Here is a 15,968-nt window from a genome sequence, read left to right as displayed (position 1 = left end):
GAGCTTCCTTAAATTGAGATGAGACGTCTTTCAAAACCAATAGAAAGGGGTAAGTTGTTTTGTGCTATTGGTTCATTTATCTTTTTTTTCATTAATTTTTTGCAGTTTTTCCATCTTTTTTTGGATACGCTGACGCTTAAAGGGCGAAAGGTAATCGACAAAAAGCTTCCCAATAAGATGATCCATTTCGTGTTGAATGCAAATTGCCAATAAGTCATCGGCAGACAACCTAAAAGATCTCCCCTCACGGTTTAATGCTTGAATGGTAATCTCTTTTGCTCTTGGTATGAACGCTTTTTCGCCAGGAATAGAAAGGCAACCTTCTTCAATGCCGGTTTCTCCGCTTTTTTCTAATAATTCCGGATTAATTAATATGAGAGGCTGATGACGATCTTCTGAAACATCAATAACAATAATCCGTTGATGAATATTGACCTGCGTTGCCGCTAAACCAATGCCTTCCGCCTGATACATAGTTTCCAGCATATCATCCGCTATTTGCCGAATTTGATCATCCATTTTTTTTACTGGACTTGCAATTTTGCGAAGCCGATCGTCTGGAAAATGTAATATTTGTAATATTGACATAAATTATTCGATATCTATTGAAGTAATAAAAAATACTGAATGCTCATTTTAATCATTTTTGTTATTGATGAACAACATCATATCAGGCCTGTTTCATAACAGGCTTTGTAAAGAGAGAGATTATGTTAAAAGCAGAAATATGGTTACGAATGAGTATGGTCAAAGGGTTAAATACCGCTCAAAGGATGAAAGTAGCAGAATATTTACAGGGTTATGCTGACATTCAACCGGATCCGGATATGCTTATGGCCGGAGGTTTAAACCAAAAACAATGCCAACAATTTATTTCACCTTTAAATGAAAAATACATTAACGCTACCTTAACCTGGTTAGAAAAAGATGCTCATCATCTGCTGGTGTATGGTGATTCAGACTATCCAAAACAACTCACTTATATCTCTTCTGCACCTCTTTTATTATTTGCGATAGGAGATATCTCTACTCTTTCTCAAGAACAAATTGCCATGGTTGGCAGCCGAAATTTCAGCCACTATGGTGAGCGTTGGGCAAAATATTTTACCAAAGAGCTCGTCCAGACCTGATTGATTATTACCAGTGGATTAGCGATTGGAATTGATAGCATTTGCCATCAATCTGCCTTGAATTCAACGGGTAAAACCATTGCCGTACTGGGCAGTGGTTTAGAAAATATTTATCCTCGACGTCATTGTGATTTAGCCAAACGTATTACAGAAGAAGGGGGCGCTATTGTATCTGAGTTTTTAACTACTGCTCTGCCTTTGGCCACGCATTTTCCAAAAAGAAACCGAATTATCAGTGGGCTGAGCGCCGCAGTTGTCGTGGTAGAAGCTTCTCTGAGAAGTGGCTCTCTTATTACCGCTCGTTATGCACTTGAACAAGGTCGCGACGTATTTTCTTTACCTGGTCCTCTAGGAAGCCCTACCAGCGAAGGGACTCATTGGTTAATTCAACAAGGCGCTTATTTGGTCAACAAACCCCAAGATATTATTGAGCAAATAAGAAGTTCACTAAAATGGTTGCCGATGTCTCGGTCTGCCAGTGTGGCTTTTACACAATCAGAGTCGTCATTGGAGCTGCCGTTTCCTGCTTTATTGAGCAGCATAGAGTATGAAGCCACTCCTGTTGATCTGATTGCCCAACGTACAAATCAACCAGTATCACAAATACTCATCCAATTACTTGACCTGGAACTTGAAGGATGGGTTTCTTCCGTGAACGGCGGGTATATTCGTCTTAAATAGTAAGGTGTAATGATGACATGCAGATAAAAAATAACCCTACGTTCGCTTCAGTCTTAAAAGCATTAAAAAAAGAGCAGGTAATAGCTTATCCGACAGAATCTGTTTTTGGCTTAGGCTGTGATCCAGATAGTCAAAAAGCGGTGAATAATTTATTGCTTTTAAAGCAACGCCCTCAAAAAAAGGGATTGATTTTGATAGCAGCCAGTTATCAGCAATTACAACCCTATATTAATGATGAGCAGGTCAGTGCTGAACAACGTGAAAAAATTTTTACAAGCTGGCCAGGGCACTTAACCTGGGTTTTCCCAACCTCTATCCAAACACCCTTTTGGTTAAGTGGGGAATTTAATTCATTGGCAGTCAGAGTGTCTGCTCATCCTTTGGTCAGACAGTTATGTTCCTGCTTTGGTAAGCCTTTGGTGTCAAGCAGTGCTAACATGACAGGCCAAACACCTTGCCGTACATCCAGAGAAGTGGTTTTACAGTTCGGCCATCAGTTGTCTGTGTTATCAGGCAATGTAGGAGGGCATATGAAACCCTCTGAAATCAGAGATGCGTTGACCGATAGATTAATTCGCTCAGGATAAGTATGAAGGTCTATTGCCCTAAATGGGTCTCAGAGCCTCTATAAATACAACCTGCTGAACAGGTTTCTTTGATAGTGATTGAACTTAATTGAGGTAATTTAGGCTTAAGTCGATCCCAAATCCAAACGGCCAATAACTCACTGGTTGGATTTTCCAATCCTTCGATATCATTTAAATATTGATGATCTAATTTATTCCAAATAGGTTGAAATGCTGCTTTCAAATCAGCAAAATCCATAATCCAACCACTTTTAGTATCAATTTTGCCAATAATTTCTAATCGAACTACAAATGAATGACCATGTAAACGCCGACATTTATGTCCTTCAGGAACGTAAGGAAGACGATGAGCTGCCTCAAATTGAAATTCTTTAAACAAACTGGTGTTCATAATACAAAATTGCCTCTTTTAAACATATTTTTATAGACCTTTATTGGCTTATAAGGATTTTAAAAAGCTTCTGGACTAAAGTACACCCAAAATTAATAGAATGATGAGGCCATTTTTAAGAGGTTATATGAAAATATTTATATTGCTGCTGCTGTTATTAGCAATTGGATTACAATATTCTCTTTGGTTAGGGAAAAATGGGATTCGTGACTTTGTCCGAATTAAAAAGGATGTCGCAGAACAAAAAATAAAAAATAATGAATTAAAAATGAGAAACGCCCAACTTTTTGCTGAAATTAACGATTTAGACGGGGGAAAAGAAGCACTGGAAGAGCGTGCTCGAAATGATTTAGGGATGATCAAACAAGATGAAAAATTTTATCGTTTGATCCCTGAATCCTCAAAAACCAACATCGTTTCTCCTGCTAAACAATTAAGATAAAAATGAACACATACACTTCTCTTTCTCTTGAGGTAATGGCTGTTGTGCCTGCTGCAGGCATCGGGTCTCGAATGAAAACAGATTGCCCAAAACAATATTTCTCAATCAGAGGTAAAACAATACTTGAATACGCGGTTAAACCTTTATTATCTCATCCTTGTATTCAACAGATTATGATTGTGATTCACCCTAAAGATCATTTTTTTCAATCAACACCTCTTGCTCGACATCCGAAAATTCGGGTGGCTTTAGGTGGAAAAGAACGTGCAAATTCTGTTTTGGCAGGGTTAAAATATTTCGGTTACCTTAACGTGCATTCTAAATGGATCCTGGTTCATGACGCCGTTCGCCCCTGTGTCAGTGATGAAGATATAGAGCATTTACTTTCTATTACTCAACACAGTGAAGTAGGAGGTATATTAGCCACGCCTGTTCGAGATACAATAAAAATAGCTCAGGCTGATATGACTATTTCATCTACCCCTGAGAGAGCCAAACTTTGGCATGCCCTGACACCACAGCTATTCCCTTTTGGATTATTAAAAAATTGTTTATCACGTGCCTTAGCAGAAAAAAAACTCGTCACAGATGAAGCCTCTGTACTTGAATGCTATGGTTATCATCCACTATTAATCCAGGGGAGATCTGACAATATCAAGATCACTTATCCAGAAGATTTAAAGTTAGCTGAATTTTACTTAAACCAAAAACATGATGAATCACCATGAACGTGAATATGTTAAATCTAATACGCATAGGAAAGGGTTTTGATGTCCACAAATTTGGCGGGTCTTCTCGCCTGATCATTGGGGGGGTTTATATCCCTGAAAAACAGGGTGTGATAGCCCATTCAGATGGGGATGTGGTCTTACATGCAGTGATTGACGCATTGCTCGGTGCTGCAGCTTTAGGTGATATTGGAACACTTTTCCCTGATACCTCCCCAGATTTCAAAAATGCCGATAGTCGCGCCTTATTGTGCAGAAGCTATGAGAAAATTCTGGGGAAAAAATATCAATTAGGGAATATAGACATCACTATTATTGCACAAGAACCTAAAATGGCACCTTACATTCCAGAAATGAGAGAAAATCTGTCCAAAGATCTTCAGTGCAACATAGATCACATTAATATCAAAGCCACCACAACCGAAAAATTGGGTTTTATTGGCCGTGGTGAAGGTATTGCATCTGAAGCAGTGGTTTTATTAATCAAAAAATGAAGATAATATAATGAAAAAAAACACCCGCCGCATTTTATATCAATCTCTATTTATGATTGCCAACTTCTCTCTTTTTGCCTGTAGTAATAAAGACTCAAAACCAGCGCCTATTAGTGTTGCCAGAGACCATTCTATTAAAATTAAACAAGAACATGACAGAATGCATACAATTATCTATAACCGCAGTTATGATAATACTCTTAAAGGCAGTTATAACGGGCATACCTATCGAGTGAAACGAGGTGACACCTTATTTTATATTGCTTGGCTTACAGGAAATGATTATCGTGATTTAGCAAAAAAAAATAATATTCCTGAACCTTATACACTAAAAATTCATCAGTTAATTCAGTTAGATAAAAACTCTAAACAGATGATAAAACAAAAAGACGTGACTTCTATTGGCTTACCTCTTCGCCCATCTCACCAGGAAATTCAAACAACAATGGTTGATTCTCAATCAACTAACGCGTATTCTCAACATTCAGGTAAACAAAATGTTAGCGAAATATTGCAAAAATCAGCTATTGTTGAAAAATCAACACCTGATGTTACTTTGCCTCGTAATCCGATTAATACCTCAAAAAATCATGGTACAGCTCCCACGCTTCAATGGAAATGGCCGACTGACGGAAAAATTATCGATGAATTTTCTGCTTCCGAAGGAGGTAATAAAGGGATTGATATCAGTGGTTCCCGAAGACAACCTATTTTTTCAACAGCAGATGGGCAAGTGGTTTATGCAGGGAATGCATTACGAGGTTATGGTAATTTAATCATTATTAAGCACAGTGATGATTACCTGAGTGCCTATGCTCATAATGACAAGATACTGGTCCGGGAACAACAAAAAGTCAAAGCTGGGCAAAAAATAGCAAATATGGGTAGCTCCGGAGCCAGTTCAGTAAAGTTACATTTTGAAATTCGTTATAAAGGGAAATCCGTCAACCCGCTGCAGTACCTTTCGCAGCGATAAATTAAGCAAAATACGCTGAAATTTTGTTTTCGGTATTACGGGCAGGAGCAGCATATGAGACAAAATACGCTGAAAGTTAACGAGTTAAATGAAGATATTAATTTTACGCAGTACAGTGAAAAAAATAATCTAGACCCAGAAATTTTCACTGAAAAATTTTTACTAGTCGATGAATCTACTGAAAGTGAGTTAGATGAAGACGAAGAAGATGAATTATTAGTAGAAAATGTCACACAGCGAGTACTGGATGCAACTCAGCTTTATCTTGGTGAAATTGGCTATTCTCCCTTATTAACAGCAGCAGAAGAAATTTATTTTGCTCGCCGTGTATTGTGTGGCGATGAATCGTCACGTCGAAGAATGATAGAAAGTAATTTACGTTTAGTGGTAAAAATTTCTCGTCGTTATATCAATCGTGGTCTGCCATTATTAGACTTAATTGAAGAAGGTAATTTAGGTCTCATTCGTGCTGTTGAAAAATTTGATCCTGAGCGGGGTTTTCGTTTTTCAACTTATGCCACATGGTGGATACGTCAAACGATTGAGCGTGCGATTATGAACCAAACGCGAACTATTCGTTTACCTATCCATGTCGTCAAAGAGTTAAATGTATATTTACGTGCTGCAAGAGAACTTTCCCATAAACTTGATCATGATCCCAGCCCAGAAGAAATTGCAGAGCAACTGAATAAACCTGTTGATTATGTCAGCCGTATGTTACGGCTTAATGAACGTATCAGCTCTGTTGATACTTCTTTTGGAAATGCGGCAGAAAAAGGATTATTAGATGTTTTATCTGATGAAACTGACAATGATCCTGAGAATACAACCCAAAATGATGATATGAAAAAAAGCGTCGTTAAATGGCTATTTGAATTGAGTACTAAGCAACGAGAAGTCTTAGCAAGACGCTTTGGATTATTAGGTTACGAGCCCGCGACACTTGAAGAGGTGGGATGTGAAATTGGTTTAACGCGTGAACGTGTTCGACAAATTCAGGTTGAAGGCTTGCTCCGTTTGAAAGAAATGCTGCAAACACAAGGTTTAAACATATCCGCTTGATTTCCTCCCTTAAAGTTTTTGACCCCGTCACCAATGTCAAACATATTTCTTTTTTCTCGATGACCGACCACCTCATCGTCTCCGTCTCCCAAAAAAAAATAAATTTTGGCCGGGTTTGTGGCATTGGGGGGATTGGATTGCATATCAGAAGAGGAGAGGCTTGAAGGCGTGACCAGTCTGTTTAAAGATAAAATCCCGTCTGAATGTGCCTCAGTGTCAAGCGATATCTTGTCATCGGTAGGTGAAAGTGCCTTGATGTCGTAAAATTTGTACTGGCTGTCTTGTAAGGTAAGATCCATATAAAGAGGTAAATCGTTCTGCACTTTTTTTTCTCTATACTCTAATAAAATTGCCCCAGCTTGGGAGGGCAATATTTTATCTTTAATGTCTTCGAGTAAATATCGAGTCCCTAGACGGATCAACATAGTCCATTTTTTACCTGTTAATTTTTGATAGGGATGTTCGCTCAACATGATGTTTCCTGTGCTGTAATACACCGTCTCTATTTCTGTATCGGAATCCAATAATGTTTGAAAATGGGTTTGACACTGTTGCAGCAGGGTTTTTTTAGCCTCTATTGCTGCCTGTCCTTTGGTGACCTGATTGGTGATGTCGATGTCCACTTCTGCGCCCCAAAATTTCAACCATCCCGTCCGTAATTTTTGTAACCCCGTCAATGTGGTATATCGCTCAATCTCTTGCACCTGACGAACTGAAAAATAGATCCCCCCCGCTACAGCGGTCAACATACCTAAGGCTATTCCTATCGCCCCAGCCATTAATGCGATTTGTCCCGTCAAAGCCAAGAATGCAAGGCCGCTTCCTAGACTGATAGAAGCACTTAAAGAAGACAGTGCCAGACTGACCTGTAAATCTTGTCGAGCATCAGGGGCCGTTGCCGTTTTCAGTTCAGTGGCGGCTTTTTGGGCTTGATAAATATCGAAAGCGGCTCCAAACATATTTAAAAAAGCCCCGCCATATCGAGCCACCGTGACGCCTGCTTTATAGTGCAAACCTCTTATTCTGGAAGAGACCCCCAGAACAGGCTGATAAGAGATCTTTTGCATAATGCGGGCGCCCAATTGTCTAAACCCTAATGTTAACAAGATGCTCCCCAGGTCGTATAACAGACCCGACATCGCGAGTTTGGCTTGAAAGTCCAGTGCCTGTTTTTCAGGCTCCATTAATTCATCAGAAGAACGACGGCGCCAGTAATGAGACAGGCATGTGACAGATTGGAGCCAAGAGAGACCTTGACTGGCTTCCCCAAACATACCGATCGTACGAGATAGCTTTAAAAATCGTGGGTTGAGGAGATTTTTCTGAGTTTGAACCGGCTTCAAGGGTATCGACAAAGAACCATCAGTCGTGCTCATCAATGATTGCAATTTTTTAAAAGAGGCAGATTGCAACATTTGAGTCGGCTCCAACTGATACACATCCAATACAACCGCCCCCCCTTGTTGAGGCGTACCGCTTAAGCGGGTGAAATAATCATGTAACAGCACTCTCATGGGGTGACTGGCTTTTTGAACATCTGAAGTCGTGACACGTATTTCACCAAAATTCGCATCATAGAGAGACCAATGAATTTTTTTATCAACGCTTTGACGTTTGGCTATCGTTAAAATATGTTGCCCCATACGCAGCTGGTAATACCCTGCCGTTTGATGCGCCAATGTGTTAAAAAATTGAGAGAGATTCTGAGCGCCTTTGTGAACAAAAACAGAGGCGTCTTCCATCTGATGAATCACTCGCCTGAAACTTTCGGCTTCTTTATCGTCTAGTGGAAAAAATATTTTTTGCGCGCTGATCTCAGCATGAGATTGAAAAGAGTTCAGTAATTTGACAAGTAAAGCGTCATCGCCCGTCTTGAGTAAGCTTAAATAAGCTGCACTCACCTTTCTCGCTTTTTGTTGCGCCAAGTCACTGCCATCGTCTATATAAATCGCTTGTACAGAAGGCTGAATTTCAGCACGAAATTCAGCCGTATTATTGTATAATTTTATCCTTTCGTTCCAATTCAACAGATTTTCGACGACGAAGTTATCCCAGTCAGCGGTTCTTTTTAAGGCCAGCTGTCCTGTTAAACCCCCTAGTTGATCATGAGCGTCACTCAATTGCATCAGGCTTTGTACTTGACTTGTAAATTCAGAATACAGCAGGGGATCAGACAATGTTTGATATAATTTTTTTCGGTCGAGTTCTCCTGAGGGGAGGTGAAAAAACTCCGTTAAGAGTTGAAAATGACCTAAGCTTAATAAGCTCTCCCGCCTCGAGGAAAGGTGATCGACCAAAATCAAAATTTGTTTTAATTTGTCCGTTAAAGAAGAAGTCATATGTTTTTGAGCACGAGCCATATCTGAAAGATTTTTCGAGCTCTTTTGATTCATTTCTGAGGTGATGTTCCTTGTATGACCGGTGAAGCCATCAACCCACTGACGTACTTTGATCACTTTTAACTCAATGTCTAATTCTTGGGCAATGTCTCGAGCAGCCTCACTGAATAACCGAAAATTTTTTGATGTCAGAGTTTTTGAAGAAGAAAAATGTGAAGCACCCCCTGTATTTTTAAGATCATCAGAAGATATTAAAAACAGCCCGGTGATTTTAATGTCTTTTGTCACCGGATAGTGGGGATAAATATTGATATCTGGTCGACCAGTGATCAGCACTGTATTTTGTGAAAGGGTATTATTGATAATATCATCAGGCGTGGCTACTCGTTGCGGGTAAGAAAATAATTGTTTCGATAACATACCATTACGTGTTAATTCAGAAACAGGAATGTTTTTTGTCAGCGCTAATCCCTCGCCGCCGGATTTTTTTATCACTTCTTTAAAGTTGGCTTCAAGCGAGGTTTCATCTGGGTCGGCGGCCAAAATATTTTGTTCGGGGACCTCTAATATCACGCCTACCGTATAACCTCTGAGGGTCTCATTTGACAAAATACTGGCAGAAATAAGATCAGATTGCCTGAGTTTATCCTGAATGTTTTTTGAAAAAATGTCTTTGCGTGACATCAAATCTGTGATGCTAGAAGGATAAACAAGATACCTAAATCTTTTATTTTGTATTTTAGGATTCGTAAAATACCGAGGTGCCCAGGCATCTAATACAGGAGATAACAACCTAAAAGCGCTACTGTGCTTTTTTTGTATCAGCTCACCATTTTTATTCCAGCCTAAAAGCAAAGTCTTGCCTGCCGTCTGAGCCCCGATTTCTGATAGTGTTTGAGTAGTAAATTTTTTACCAGAGCCAGAACCATCAGCGACAGCCACGAGTTCTGTTCTGGCCGATATGTCGGCCAGAATACCCTTGCGTTTCATTGCTCTCGCAAACTGAGTCGCAAAATTAGGGGGGGTGTAATTGATCAGCCGACATCCCACTAAACTGATCCGGTTTGGAGTACTGTCGATATGATATTTTTTACTAAAATGTTGATTAAAATGAGTTAAAAGTTCGGCTAAACCACCCGGGTTCATGCCAGACATTCTCCTAATAGAGGGTGATGTATTTGCACGAGCGGGATTGCCGTGTCCTACTACTTGCCAACGTAATTTGCCTTGAAGCGCTTTTGGACAGCCTGATAACACGCGATAATGATTTCGCTGGTCAAGTTGGACTAAAACTGAGCCGGGATGTTTTTCCGCTAGTCTCAAGGCAGCATCCAGGATGATCGGATCATTTTCTAGCTGGATAATCAGTTGTCCCGCATATCGGGTCAAACCGCCATCAGATCTTGTCATGACAGTTTCATATAGGCCATCCCATTGGGTAACCGGCACAAAATCAGCAGGTGTCCGTTTGGTTCGATGAACAGGCAGACCAGATTGATGATGAGGAATAAAAGAATTTCGGGGGAATTGCTCTTGGGTCATGGTTATTTTTCATCCTTAAAAAATAGAAAAATTCTGAGGGAGTCATTTTTGTATTAGTATTAATAGATATCTCTGTTTTAGAGTATATTCGAATTACTAAGGATATTCTAAAACACGTCTCATTAAAAATGAGACCTTATAAATCTATATTTTATAAAAAACAGATCAAAATTCCATTTCACCACTGGGCCTACGCATTAATCCCCCACGGCTGTCTTATTAAAATTTCTGCAATTCAGTCATCATGTTATTATTTATATATCTGTCTTTTTTAGATTTGATACAAGTTGAGCGTTGCTGTCATTTTTTTGTAAATTGTTCCATCCATTCTGTCATTGAGAGCGCCTTCACTTCGTTGATTCTGTCGTTCAGGCTCACAGGGGCGTCAAAAATCTGCCGATTGGCCGAAATGGCTTCATTGATGGCCATCCGCTTTTCCTTTCCTAATCCATATTCTTTCCCCGTCCGTGGGTCTCGGTAGCAGTAGTAGCCCTGATGACGAACATGCAGATGAGGAGATAGATCCCGGCTGTTTTTCCTGTTCGGGCCATGTATTTTCTCCATTAAGGTTTTTTATGCATGAATAAGGCAAGGCCTACGGCCGATGAGATGAGGCCTTACGTCATATTGTAGTGGCATAGTTAATTTGGCCACCTGATAAAAACCAGGTGATAGACTTAAGTTATCAATACAGGTGTAAAAATGGATAAGAAACACAAACTCCCCTACAGCCCTGAATTTAAGCTAGAAGGGGCTCATTGACCGCCTCACCCCATCACGGAGGGCGCTGATACTCACACCCATGGCTTCACTGCCTTGACGAAACGGGTAATTTTGTTCGATAACCAGATGGGCTACTTCGCGTTTCAATTCTGGTTTAAATGTTGGCTGAGACATTTTCTTGTACTTCCTTTGTTCAGTAACGCTTTCGGGATTAATTTACTGTCTGAATTCATTAAGCCAGAACAAGGCCAACGTGCCAGTTATGCAAATATTCCGCCCCCGGGTCTACCGTCGCAAAGGTGCGCTGGGGGTTATCTGCGGTTCCCAATCGGTTAACATCTCCTCTGCTAAAACCTCAATATCATCAGGTTGATTTCTGTTGATAGCCCTGTTTGAACAGGCACAGCCCTGTGCGCGGTTTGTTGCGGAGGCTTGAGCGGGGGTTGTAGAGACACTCAATAAATCCGCCTCTTTCGCCGGCTCTGAGAGCCCCAGCTTGTTTCTTACCTCTGATGCCGAGACTTTCAGACCCAAGGGCACCAGCTTTTCTAAATTCGCCGCCAAGGCCGTCACATCTTCCTTTTCAGGGAGGGTGATCATGACACGCGGGTAAACGGCTTGAGGGCCATAATTAATATCAATATAGGGCCGGATCAGGTCACGGTTGAGGGTATTGGCCAGTTGCCTGGCATCTGCGGCAATAATGTCTTGCCGTACGGCTTCCTGCGACGCTTCATTGCCTAATTTCCCCGGCGTGCCTTCCGTGGTCGCCGTTTGACCCAATACGGCCTTGGAGATTTGCCGGTCAATCCATTCGACCATACGGGAAAAGACTTCAGAGGCCCCGGACGCCTGCGCGACCTGCTGAAATTCAATCACCATGGAATCAGGCAGGATGGCCGCCGCATCAGAGCCTATATTGGCCACCGCCGTTTTTAATACTTTTTTATCTTCTTCACTGGCTGACGGGCCATATTTGCCTAACCGGAGCGGAATACCGTAACTCTCAAGGAATCCGAGCCAGTCTTTCATGCCATACATCTTGCAGAGATAGGAAAAGGCCACCAGTCGGGCTAAGCCCCCACGAAGCGCCAAGCCTGATTTCAATCGCGGTTGATGCACAATAAATTTATAAGGGGGCATCGACAGGCCATGAATGGGGTCGGCTTCGTCCACAATGCGCATGTCTTCAGGATGTTCAGGATGAAACAGGAAGAAACGCGGATCGCGCCAGCGGTATAGCTAAGCGATTTAATTTTAGTTACAATATAAAGAACTAATTAGCATGAGGTCACTATGAGTTATTCAGTGGATTTTCGTCAAAAAGTCCTGAGTATTCGAGAGAAAGAAGGACTGAGCATCAGAGCAACGGCGAAGCGTTTTCACGTAGGTACAGATACTCTCAGGCGTTGGCTCAAGCGAATAGAACCGAAACCCTCGGGTCCGCGTCGAGGCAAGATGGATAAAGAGGCGTTTATCAAAGATGTGGCAGAGTATCCAGATAGCTATCAACGGGAACGGGCGGCCCGTTTCGGGGTGTGCCCCAAAGCCATCTGGCAAGCATTGAAAAGATGGGGTCTGACCTATAAAAAAAACTCTGCGTCATCCCAAGGCAAACGAAGAGGCACGACAGGGGTTCCAGGAAAAAATCGCGGGGTATCAAAAGCAGGGTAAATCTCTGGTTTATCTCGATGAGAGCGGCTTTGCTCACGATATGCCCCGCCTCTACGGATACGCTACACGAGGTCAACGCTGTTTTGGGACTCACGATTGGCAGGCTAAGGGCCGCACTAACGTCATTGGTGCCTTATTAGGGGTCACTCTCATCGCGGTGGGCCTCTTTAACTGCTCCATTAACAGCGATGTTTTTTATGCCTGGGTCACTCAGCTGCTCCTACCCGCTCTTCCTCATCCGTGCGTGATGATGATGGATAACGCTTCTTTCCACAAGCGAAAAGATATTCAACACGCCATTCTCAACGCCGGTCATTCTATTGAATATTTGCCTCCTTATTCGCCCGAGTTCAACCCTATTGAGCACACATGGGCTCAAGCTAAAAGAAAAAGAAGAGAACTTCAATGCGACATCAATACCTTGTTTTCAGAACATATTATGTAACTATTCTTATGTCGTTTAGCTATATGCTTTCGGTTCCCACTTCACACCCGTTCTATCCCACATAATTTCATTCACACTATAGCCCTTACCGAGGGCGTCCAAGGCATTGTCTACCAGGTCGCCAAAGTCAGGGGCCTCCATCAGGCGGTGAATGTCTTGTGCACATTGTTGTGCCCGGCTGTCTTCGCCCCCGGCAACGACGGTGACCGGTAAACTGGCCACCGCCATCTTGCGGGTACGCAACACGCTGGAATAATGCGGGTCACGTTCTTCCATTTCTTCAGCCAGGGTCAAATACGCCTCCGTATCCCCTTCCGCTGCGGATTTCAAGAGATTGGCCAATCGTTGTGGGGTTAAGCCACTGGCGACCGAACCCCTCCCCCAGAGATGACGAACAGCGGTAGGCCCCGCCAGTTCACCTGAGAGTTTTTGGGTCTCCTGCTTTTTCTGCGATTTCTTGTTTCGAACCATCTTTACCATGCTCCTTGACGTTTGAAGCGATGGCCATCGCCCTTAACGGGGCTGTAGCCGTAACTTTGTTGCTGATTGCTCACCCAGCCCAAGAATTGGCTGGTGCTGTCGATTTGGTCGTCATGCTCTGCCAGCGGGAAAGTGAATAGCTCTTTCTCAAAATCCAGTAACCAGGCGGCTGAATCAGGAATAAAGACCTTCCCCGCTTCAAACTGGGCAGACTGGGCAGACATGCGGGTCAGCTTGTCCTGTTCAGGGGTGATGGCAATGATGGGGAGTGGGGTACTTGCCTTTAACTCTTGAATCAAAGATTGACCGCTGGCTTTGTCCTCAATCAAAATCGCATTCGGGTGCCATTTTTCAGCCAGGCTCTTCACTGCCGACTTCAAACGCGGATATTCCACCCGGTCACGCCACACCTCCAGCAAGTAATAGGCCAGTTGGGTTTCTGCCCATGTGGTACACACAGACGGGTCATTCAGTTGGGCCGATTTGTAGGCGGTATCCCATGATTGAACAATTCGGACAGGGTGAGCCGGAGGCGTTTTATAACGATGGACCCACGGCTTTTTAATCATGCCCCCTTCAGCCGGGACCGGTTCCTGCTGGTATTGACCCGAGAAGCCATAAGTGCCTAATGCTGTCTGGGTCTTGGCGATTTCAGGTTTCCCTTCCCGTTCTGGATGCAGAAGTTCACCCGGGCTTCGGGTTTTACGGATACGGCCAAAGTCAATCATAGTCCTGCTTTCTGCGATGGCCGGAATTTTGACATGTTCCCAGCCCCCTTGGGCGAGTAAGTGCCCAGACAGGTCTTTTTCATGAAGCCGCTGCATGACGACCACAATGACGCCGTTTTTCTTGTCGTTTAAACGGCTGTAGAAAGTCTGGTCAAACCATTCCAAGGCTTTTTCTCTTTCTGTTGGGCTTTCCGCTTGTCGGGGGTTGTGCGGATCGTCCACAATCAGAAAATCTCCCCCTTCCCCCGTCGCGGTGCCGCCGGTACTGGTGGCTATTCTGTGCCCCCGTGCCGTGGTGACAAACCTGGATTTTTCATTTTGATCTTTCACTAAACCCACACAGGGGAAGACTCGCCGATACCAGGCGCTTTGAACCACTAAACGACAATCCACACTGTGTTTCAGGGCTAATTTATCTGAATAACTGGACGCTAAAAACTTTGAACTGGGCGCATGACCCAATACCCATGCGGGCCAGGCGACAGACACGGCGATGGATTTCAGATAGCGCGGCGGTATATTGATGATCAACCGTTTTATGTCACGGTCAGTACAGGCCTTCAGGTATTCCGCTATCAGGTCAACGTGCCAGTTATGCAAATATTGAGCACCGGGGTCTACTGTGGCAAAGGTGCGTTGAATGAAGCTGGAGAGGTCATCACGTAACATCGCCTCATAGAATTGGGCTTTATTGGGTACGTGCATGGAGATATCGCTCTATAATAACGTCATCCACCTCAGACAGGGGGATACGGTCATTTGTTGCTGGGTCATCCAGTCCCCGAATACGGCGGATCACTTCCACATTATGGCGGTTGGTTTCTGTCAATACTTTCAGGTTGCGGGCATCCTGAACGATCAAATGGAGGTACTGTTTCTCTTCAGCCAACCTTTTCAATGCCTTATTGGCGATTTCCAACGCTAACCGGGCATTCTCCAAACCGGTGCCCATGTCCTTGATGTCTTCAATGGCCGCCGCATCAATCGCTTTAACCACCGCTTCGGGTTGGTTGGCGACTTCGGGGGCGGGTTTACCGGCAAAGTGGGCTTTGACGCGTTCGCGCTTGACCATGCTCCCGTCACGAACCCAACCGTATTGCTTTGCTCTACGGCGAATCGTGCCCTCAGAGGTACCAAACTCCGTGGCCATTTTGCGTAACGACTGCAACCCGGCACGGTACTCGGTTTCTACGCCCAGCCAGTCAATGATGTTAGCCATCACTGACCGTCCATTCTTCGTTCAATCAATCTGTCCAATTTGGCATTGATGGCCCGTAGGTCTTGCCTGATTTCGTTTCGGGTTGAGTCAACATGGTTTTCAAGACGCTTATGGTTTTGAGCGAGAAATTCGATGCTTTGCGCGTTTTGTTCAACGCGTTTATCTATCGTTAAGGCCCATGAAAATAAAGACAGGGCAATCACCAGGGTGCTGATGATGTGGCCGATACTCACGGTCTTATCCAAGTGCCACTCGCGGCGGCCATTGGGTGGATTCATTCTATAACCCTTTATTTGATATCGCATTCACGGAGGCGGCTAACGCCGG

17 protein-coding genes and 2 pseudogenes are annotated in these 15,968 nt (G+C 43.2%); 9 read left to right on the top strand and 10 right to left on the bottom strand.

Annotation, left to right across the window (positions count from 1 at the left end):
• Nucleotides 1-72 precede the first annotated feature (72 nt).
• Nucleotides 73-588: a peptide deformylase gene (gene def / locus HDEF_RS07685; protein WP_015874087.1), complete on the bottom strand. Its 516-nt coding sequence runs from the start codon at nucleotides 586-588 to the stop codon at nucleotides 73-75.
• 122 nt (nucleotides 589-710) lie between these two features.
• Here def and dprA point away from each other — a divergent pair.
• Together dprA and tsaC are read left to right on the top strand one after the other, a co-directional pair.
• Nucleotides 711-1,811: pseudogene (gene dprA, locus HDEF_RS07680) on the top strand (DNA-protecting protein DprA).
• 17 nt (nucleotides 1,812-1,828) lie between these two features.
• The gene (tsaC, locus tag HDEF_RS07675) at nucleotides 1,829-2,398 is read left to right on the top strand and encodes an L-threonylcarbamoyladenylate synthase type 1 TsaC (RefSeq protein WP_015874086.1); all 570 of its coding nucleotides are present in this window, start codon (nucleotides 1,829-1,831) and stop codon (nucleotides 2,396-2,398) included.
• 10 nt (nucleotides 2,399-2,408) lie between these two features.
• Here tsaC and queD read toward each other — a convergent pair whose 3' ends face one another.
• On the bottom strand, nucleotides 2,409-2,789 hold the full coding sequence (gene queD, locus HDEF_RS07670; RefSeq protein ID WP_015874085.1) for a 6-carboxytetrahydropterin synthase QueD: 381 nt from the start codon (nucleotides 2,787-2,789) through the stop codon (nucleotides 2,409-2,411).
• Between the two features lie 127 nt (nucleotides 2,790-2,916).
• Between queD and ftsB the strand changes: the two genes are divergently transcribed.
• Genes ftsB through rpoS form a run of 5 tightly spaced genes read left to right on the top strand, consistent with a single transcriptional unit; the run spans nucleotide 2,917 to nucleotide 6,491 of the window.
• A complete protein-coding gene (gene ftsB, locus HDEF_RS07665) occupies nucleotides 2,917-3,231 on the top strand; it encodes a cell division protein FtsB (RefSeq protein ID WP_015874084.1) in 315 nt (104 codons plus the stop codon).
• 2 nt (nucleotides 3,232-3,233) lie between these two features.
• Entirely contained in the window at nucleotides 3,234-3,959 is a 726-nt protein-coding gene (gene ispD, locus HDEF_RS07660) for a 2-C-methyl-D-erythritol 4-phosphate cytidylyltransferase (RefSeq protein WP_015874083.1), read from the top strand.
• A gap of 20 nt (nucleotides 3,960-3,979) precedes the next feature.
• The gene (ispF, locus tag HDEF_RS07655; protein ID WP_044612558.1) at nucleotides 3,980-4,453 is read left to right on the top strand and encodes a 2-C-methyl-D-erythritol 2,4-cyclodiphosphate synthase; all 474 of its coding nucleotides are present in this window, start codon (nucleotides 3,980-3,982) and stop codon (nucleotides 4,451-4,453) included.
• A 10-nt stretch (nucleotides 4,454-4,463) separates the two neighbouring features.
• Complete coding sequence (gene nlpD / locus HDEF_RS07650) at nucleotides 4,464-5,429, top strand: murein hydrolase activator NlpD (protein WP_015874081.1); 966 nt, start codon at nucleotides 4,464-4,466, stop codon at nucleotides 5,427-5,429.
• A gap of 54 nt (nucleotides 5,430-5,483) precedes the next feature.
• Complete coding sequence (gene rpoS / locus HDEF_RS07645; RefSeq protein ID WP_015874080.1) at nucleotides 5,484-6,491, top strand: RNA polymerase sigma factor RpoS; 1,008 nt, start codon at nucleotides 5,484-5,486, stop codon at nucleotides 6,489-6,491.
• Here rpoS and HDEF_RS07640 read toward each other — a convergent pair.
• The 4 genes and pseudogenes from HDEF_RS07640 to HDEF_RS07630 all read right to left on the bottom strand — a co-directional run.
• Entirely contained in the window at nucleotides 6,425-10,372 is a 3,948-nt protein-coding gene (locus tag HDEF_RS07640) for a C80 family cysteine peptidase (protein WP_015874079.1), read from the bottom strand. The two genes, rpoS and HDEF_RS07640, sit on opposite strands and share 67 nt — an antisense overlap.
• Before the next feature lie 300 nt (nucleotides 10,373-10,672).
• Nucleotides 10,673-10,936 carry a phage integrase Arm DNA-binding domain-containing protein gene (locus HDEF_RS11710; RefSeq protein WP_015874078.1) on the bottom strand — a complete coding sequence of 88 codons (264 nt, stop codon included), beginning with the start codon at nucleotides 10,934-10,936 and terminating at the stop codon, nucleotides 10,673-10,675.
• A 180-nt stretch (nucleotides 10,937-11,116) separates the two neighbouring features.
• Nucleotides 11,117-11,269, bottom strand: a complete 153-nt coding sequence (locus HDEF_RS12610; protein ID WP_158533958.1) for a hypothetical protein — start codon at nucleotides 11,267-11,269, stop codon at nucleotides 11,117-11,119.
• 111 nt (nucleotides 11,270-11,380) lie between these two features.
• A pseudogene (locus HDEF_RS07630) lies at nucleotides 11,381-12,322 on the bottom strand (DUF935 domain-containing protein); the annotation flags it as partial.
• A 69-nt stretch (nucleotides 12,323-12,391) separates the two neighbouring features.
• Here HDEF_RS07630 and HDEF_RS07625 point away from each other — a divergent pair.
• Entirely contained in the window at nucleotides 12,392-12,769 is a 378-nt protein-coding gene (locus tag HDEF_RS07625) for an IS630 transposase-related protein (RefSeq protein ID WP_012737971.1), read from the top strand.
• Nucleotides 12,681-13,214 carry an IS630 family transposase gene (locus HDEF_RS07620; protein ID WP_086934965.1) on the top strand — a complete coding sequence of 178 codons (534 nt, stop codon included), beginning with the start codon at nucleotides 12,681-12,683 and terminating at the stop codon, nucleotides 13,212-13,214. The genes HDEF_RS07625 and HDEF_RS07620 overlap by 89 nt, the downstream gene beginning before the upstream one ends.
• A gap of 15 nt (nucleotides 13,215-13,229) precedes the next feature.
• Here HDEF_RS07620 and HDEF_RS07615 read toward each other — a convergent pair whose 3' ends face one another.
• The 4 genes from HDEF_RS07615 to HDEF_RS07600 are packed head-to-tail and all read right to left on the bottom strand — an operon-like array spanning nucleotide 13,230 to nucleotide 15,919.
• Nucleotides 13,230-13,694: a phage portal protein family protein gene (locus HDEF_RS07615; protein WP_086935010.1), complete on the bottom strand. Its 465-nt coding sequence runs from the start codon at nucleotides 13,692-13,694 to the stop codon at nucleotides 13,230-13,232.
• Nucleotides 13,688-15,091 (bottom strand): phage terminase large subunit, encoded by a 1,404-nt coding sequence (gene terL / locus HDEF_RS07610; protein WP_044612554.1) that lies wholly within the window; start codon nucleotides 15,089-15,091, stop codon nucleotides 13,688-13,690. Before terL ends, HDEF_RS07615 begins: the two co-directional genes overlap by 7 nt.
• A 19-nt stretch (nucleotides 15,092-15,110) precedes the next feature.
• The gene (locus tag HDEF_RS07605) at nucleotides 15,111-15,641 is read right to left on the bottom strand and encodes a hypothetical protein (protein WP_044612367.1); all 531 of its coding nucleotides are present in this window, start codon (nucleotides 15,639-15,641) and stop codon (nucleotides 15,111-15,113) included.
• A complete protein-coding gene (locus HDEF_RS07600; protein WP_015874075.1) occupies nucleotides 15,641-15,919 on the bottom strand; it encodes a hypothetical protein in 279 nt (92 codons plus the stop codon). Before HDEF_RS07600 ends, HDEF_RS07605 begins: the two co-directional genes overlap by 1 nt.
• Nucleotides 15,920-15,968 lie beyond the last annotated feature (49 nt).

The sequence above is a fragment of the Candidatus Hamiltonella defensa 5AT (Acyrthosiphon pisum) genome (genome assembly GCF_000021705.1).
GTDB classification, from domain to species: Bacteria; Pseudomonadota; Gammaproteobacteria; order Enterobacterales; family Enterobacteriaceae; genus Hamiltonella; species Hamiltonella defendens.
Note: the sequence above shows the minus strand (reverse complement) of the source record. Positions and strands in the feature narration are given on the sequence as shown.

Bases quoted from the DNA above. Each gene is read 5' to 3' on its own strand.
- def (WP_015874087.1), bottom strand. From the start codon at position 588: ATGTCAATATTACAAATATTACATTTTCCAGACGATCGGCTTCGCAAA.
- tsaC (WP_015874086.1), top strand. From the start codon at position 1,829: ATGCAGATAAAAAATAACCCTACGTTCGCTTCAGTCTTAAAAGCATTA.
- queD (WP_015874085.1), bottom strand. From the start codon at position 2,789: ATGAACACCAGTTTGTTTAAAGAATTTCAATTTGAGGCAGCTCATCGT.
- ftsB (WP_015874084.1), top strand. From the start codon at position 2,917: ATGAAAATATTTATATTGCTGCTGCTGTTATTAGCAATTGGATTACAA.
- ispD (WP_015874083.1), top strand. From the start codon at position 3,234: ATGAACACATACACTTCTCTTTCTCTTGAGGTAATGGCTGTTGTGCCT.
- nlpD (WP_015874081.1), top strand. From the start codon at position 4,464: ATGAAAAAAAACACCCGCCGCATTTTATATCAATCTCTATTTATGATT.
- rpoS (WP_015874080.1), top strand. From the start codon at position 5,484: ATGAGACAAAATACGCTGAAAGTTAACGAGTTAAATGAAGATATTAAT.
- HDEF_RS07640 (WP_015874079.1), bottom strand. From the start codon at position 10,372: ATGACCCAAGAGCAATTCCCCCGAAATTCTTTTATTCCTCATCATCAA.
- HDEF_RS11710 (WP_015874078.1), bottom strand. From the start codon at position 10,936: ATGGAGAAAATACATGGCCCGAACAGGAAAAACAGCCGGGATCTATCT.
- HDEF_RS12610 (WP_158533958.1), bottom strand. From the start codon at position 11,269: ATGTCTCAGCCAACATTTAAACCAGAATTGAAACGCGAAGTAGCCCAT.
- HDEF_RS07625 (WP_012737971.1), top strand. From the start codon at position 12,392: ATGAGTTATTCAGTGGATTTTCGTCAAAAAGTCCTGAGTATTCGAGAG.
- HDEF_RS07615 (WP_086935010.1), bottom strand. From the start codon at position 13,694: ATGGTAAAGATGGTTCGAAACAAGAAATCGCAGAAAAAGCAGGAGACC.
- terL (WP_044612554.1), bottom strand. From the start codon at position 15,091: ATGTTACGTGATGACCTCTCCAGCTTCATTCAACGCACCTTTGCCACA.
- HDEF_RS07605 (WP_044612367.1), bottom strand. From the start codon at position 15,641: ATGGCTAACATCATTGACTGGCTGGGCGTAGAAACCGAGTACCGTGCC.
- HDEF_RS07600 (WP_015874075.1), bottom strand. From the start codon at position 15,919: ATGAATCCACCCAATGGCCGCCGCGAGTGGCACTTGGATAAGACCGTG.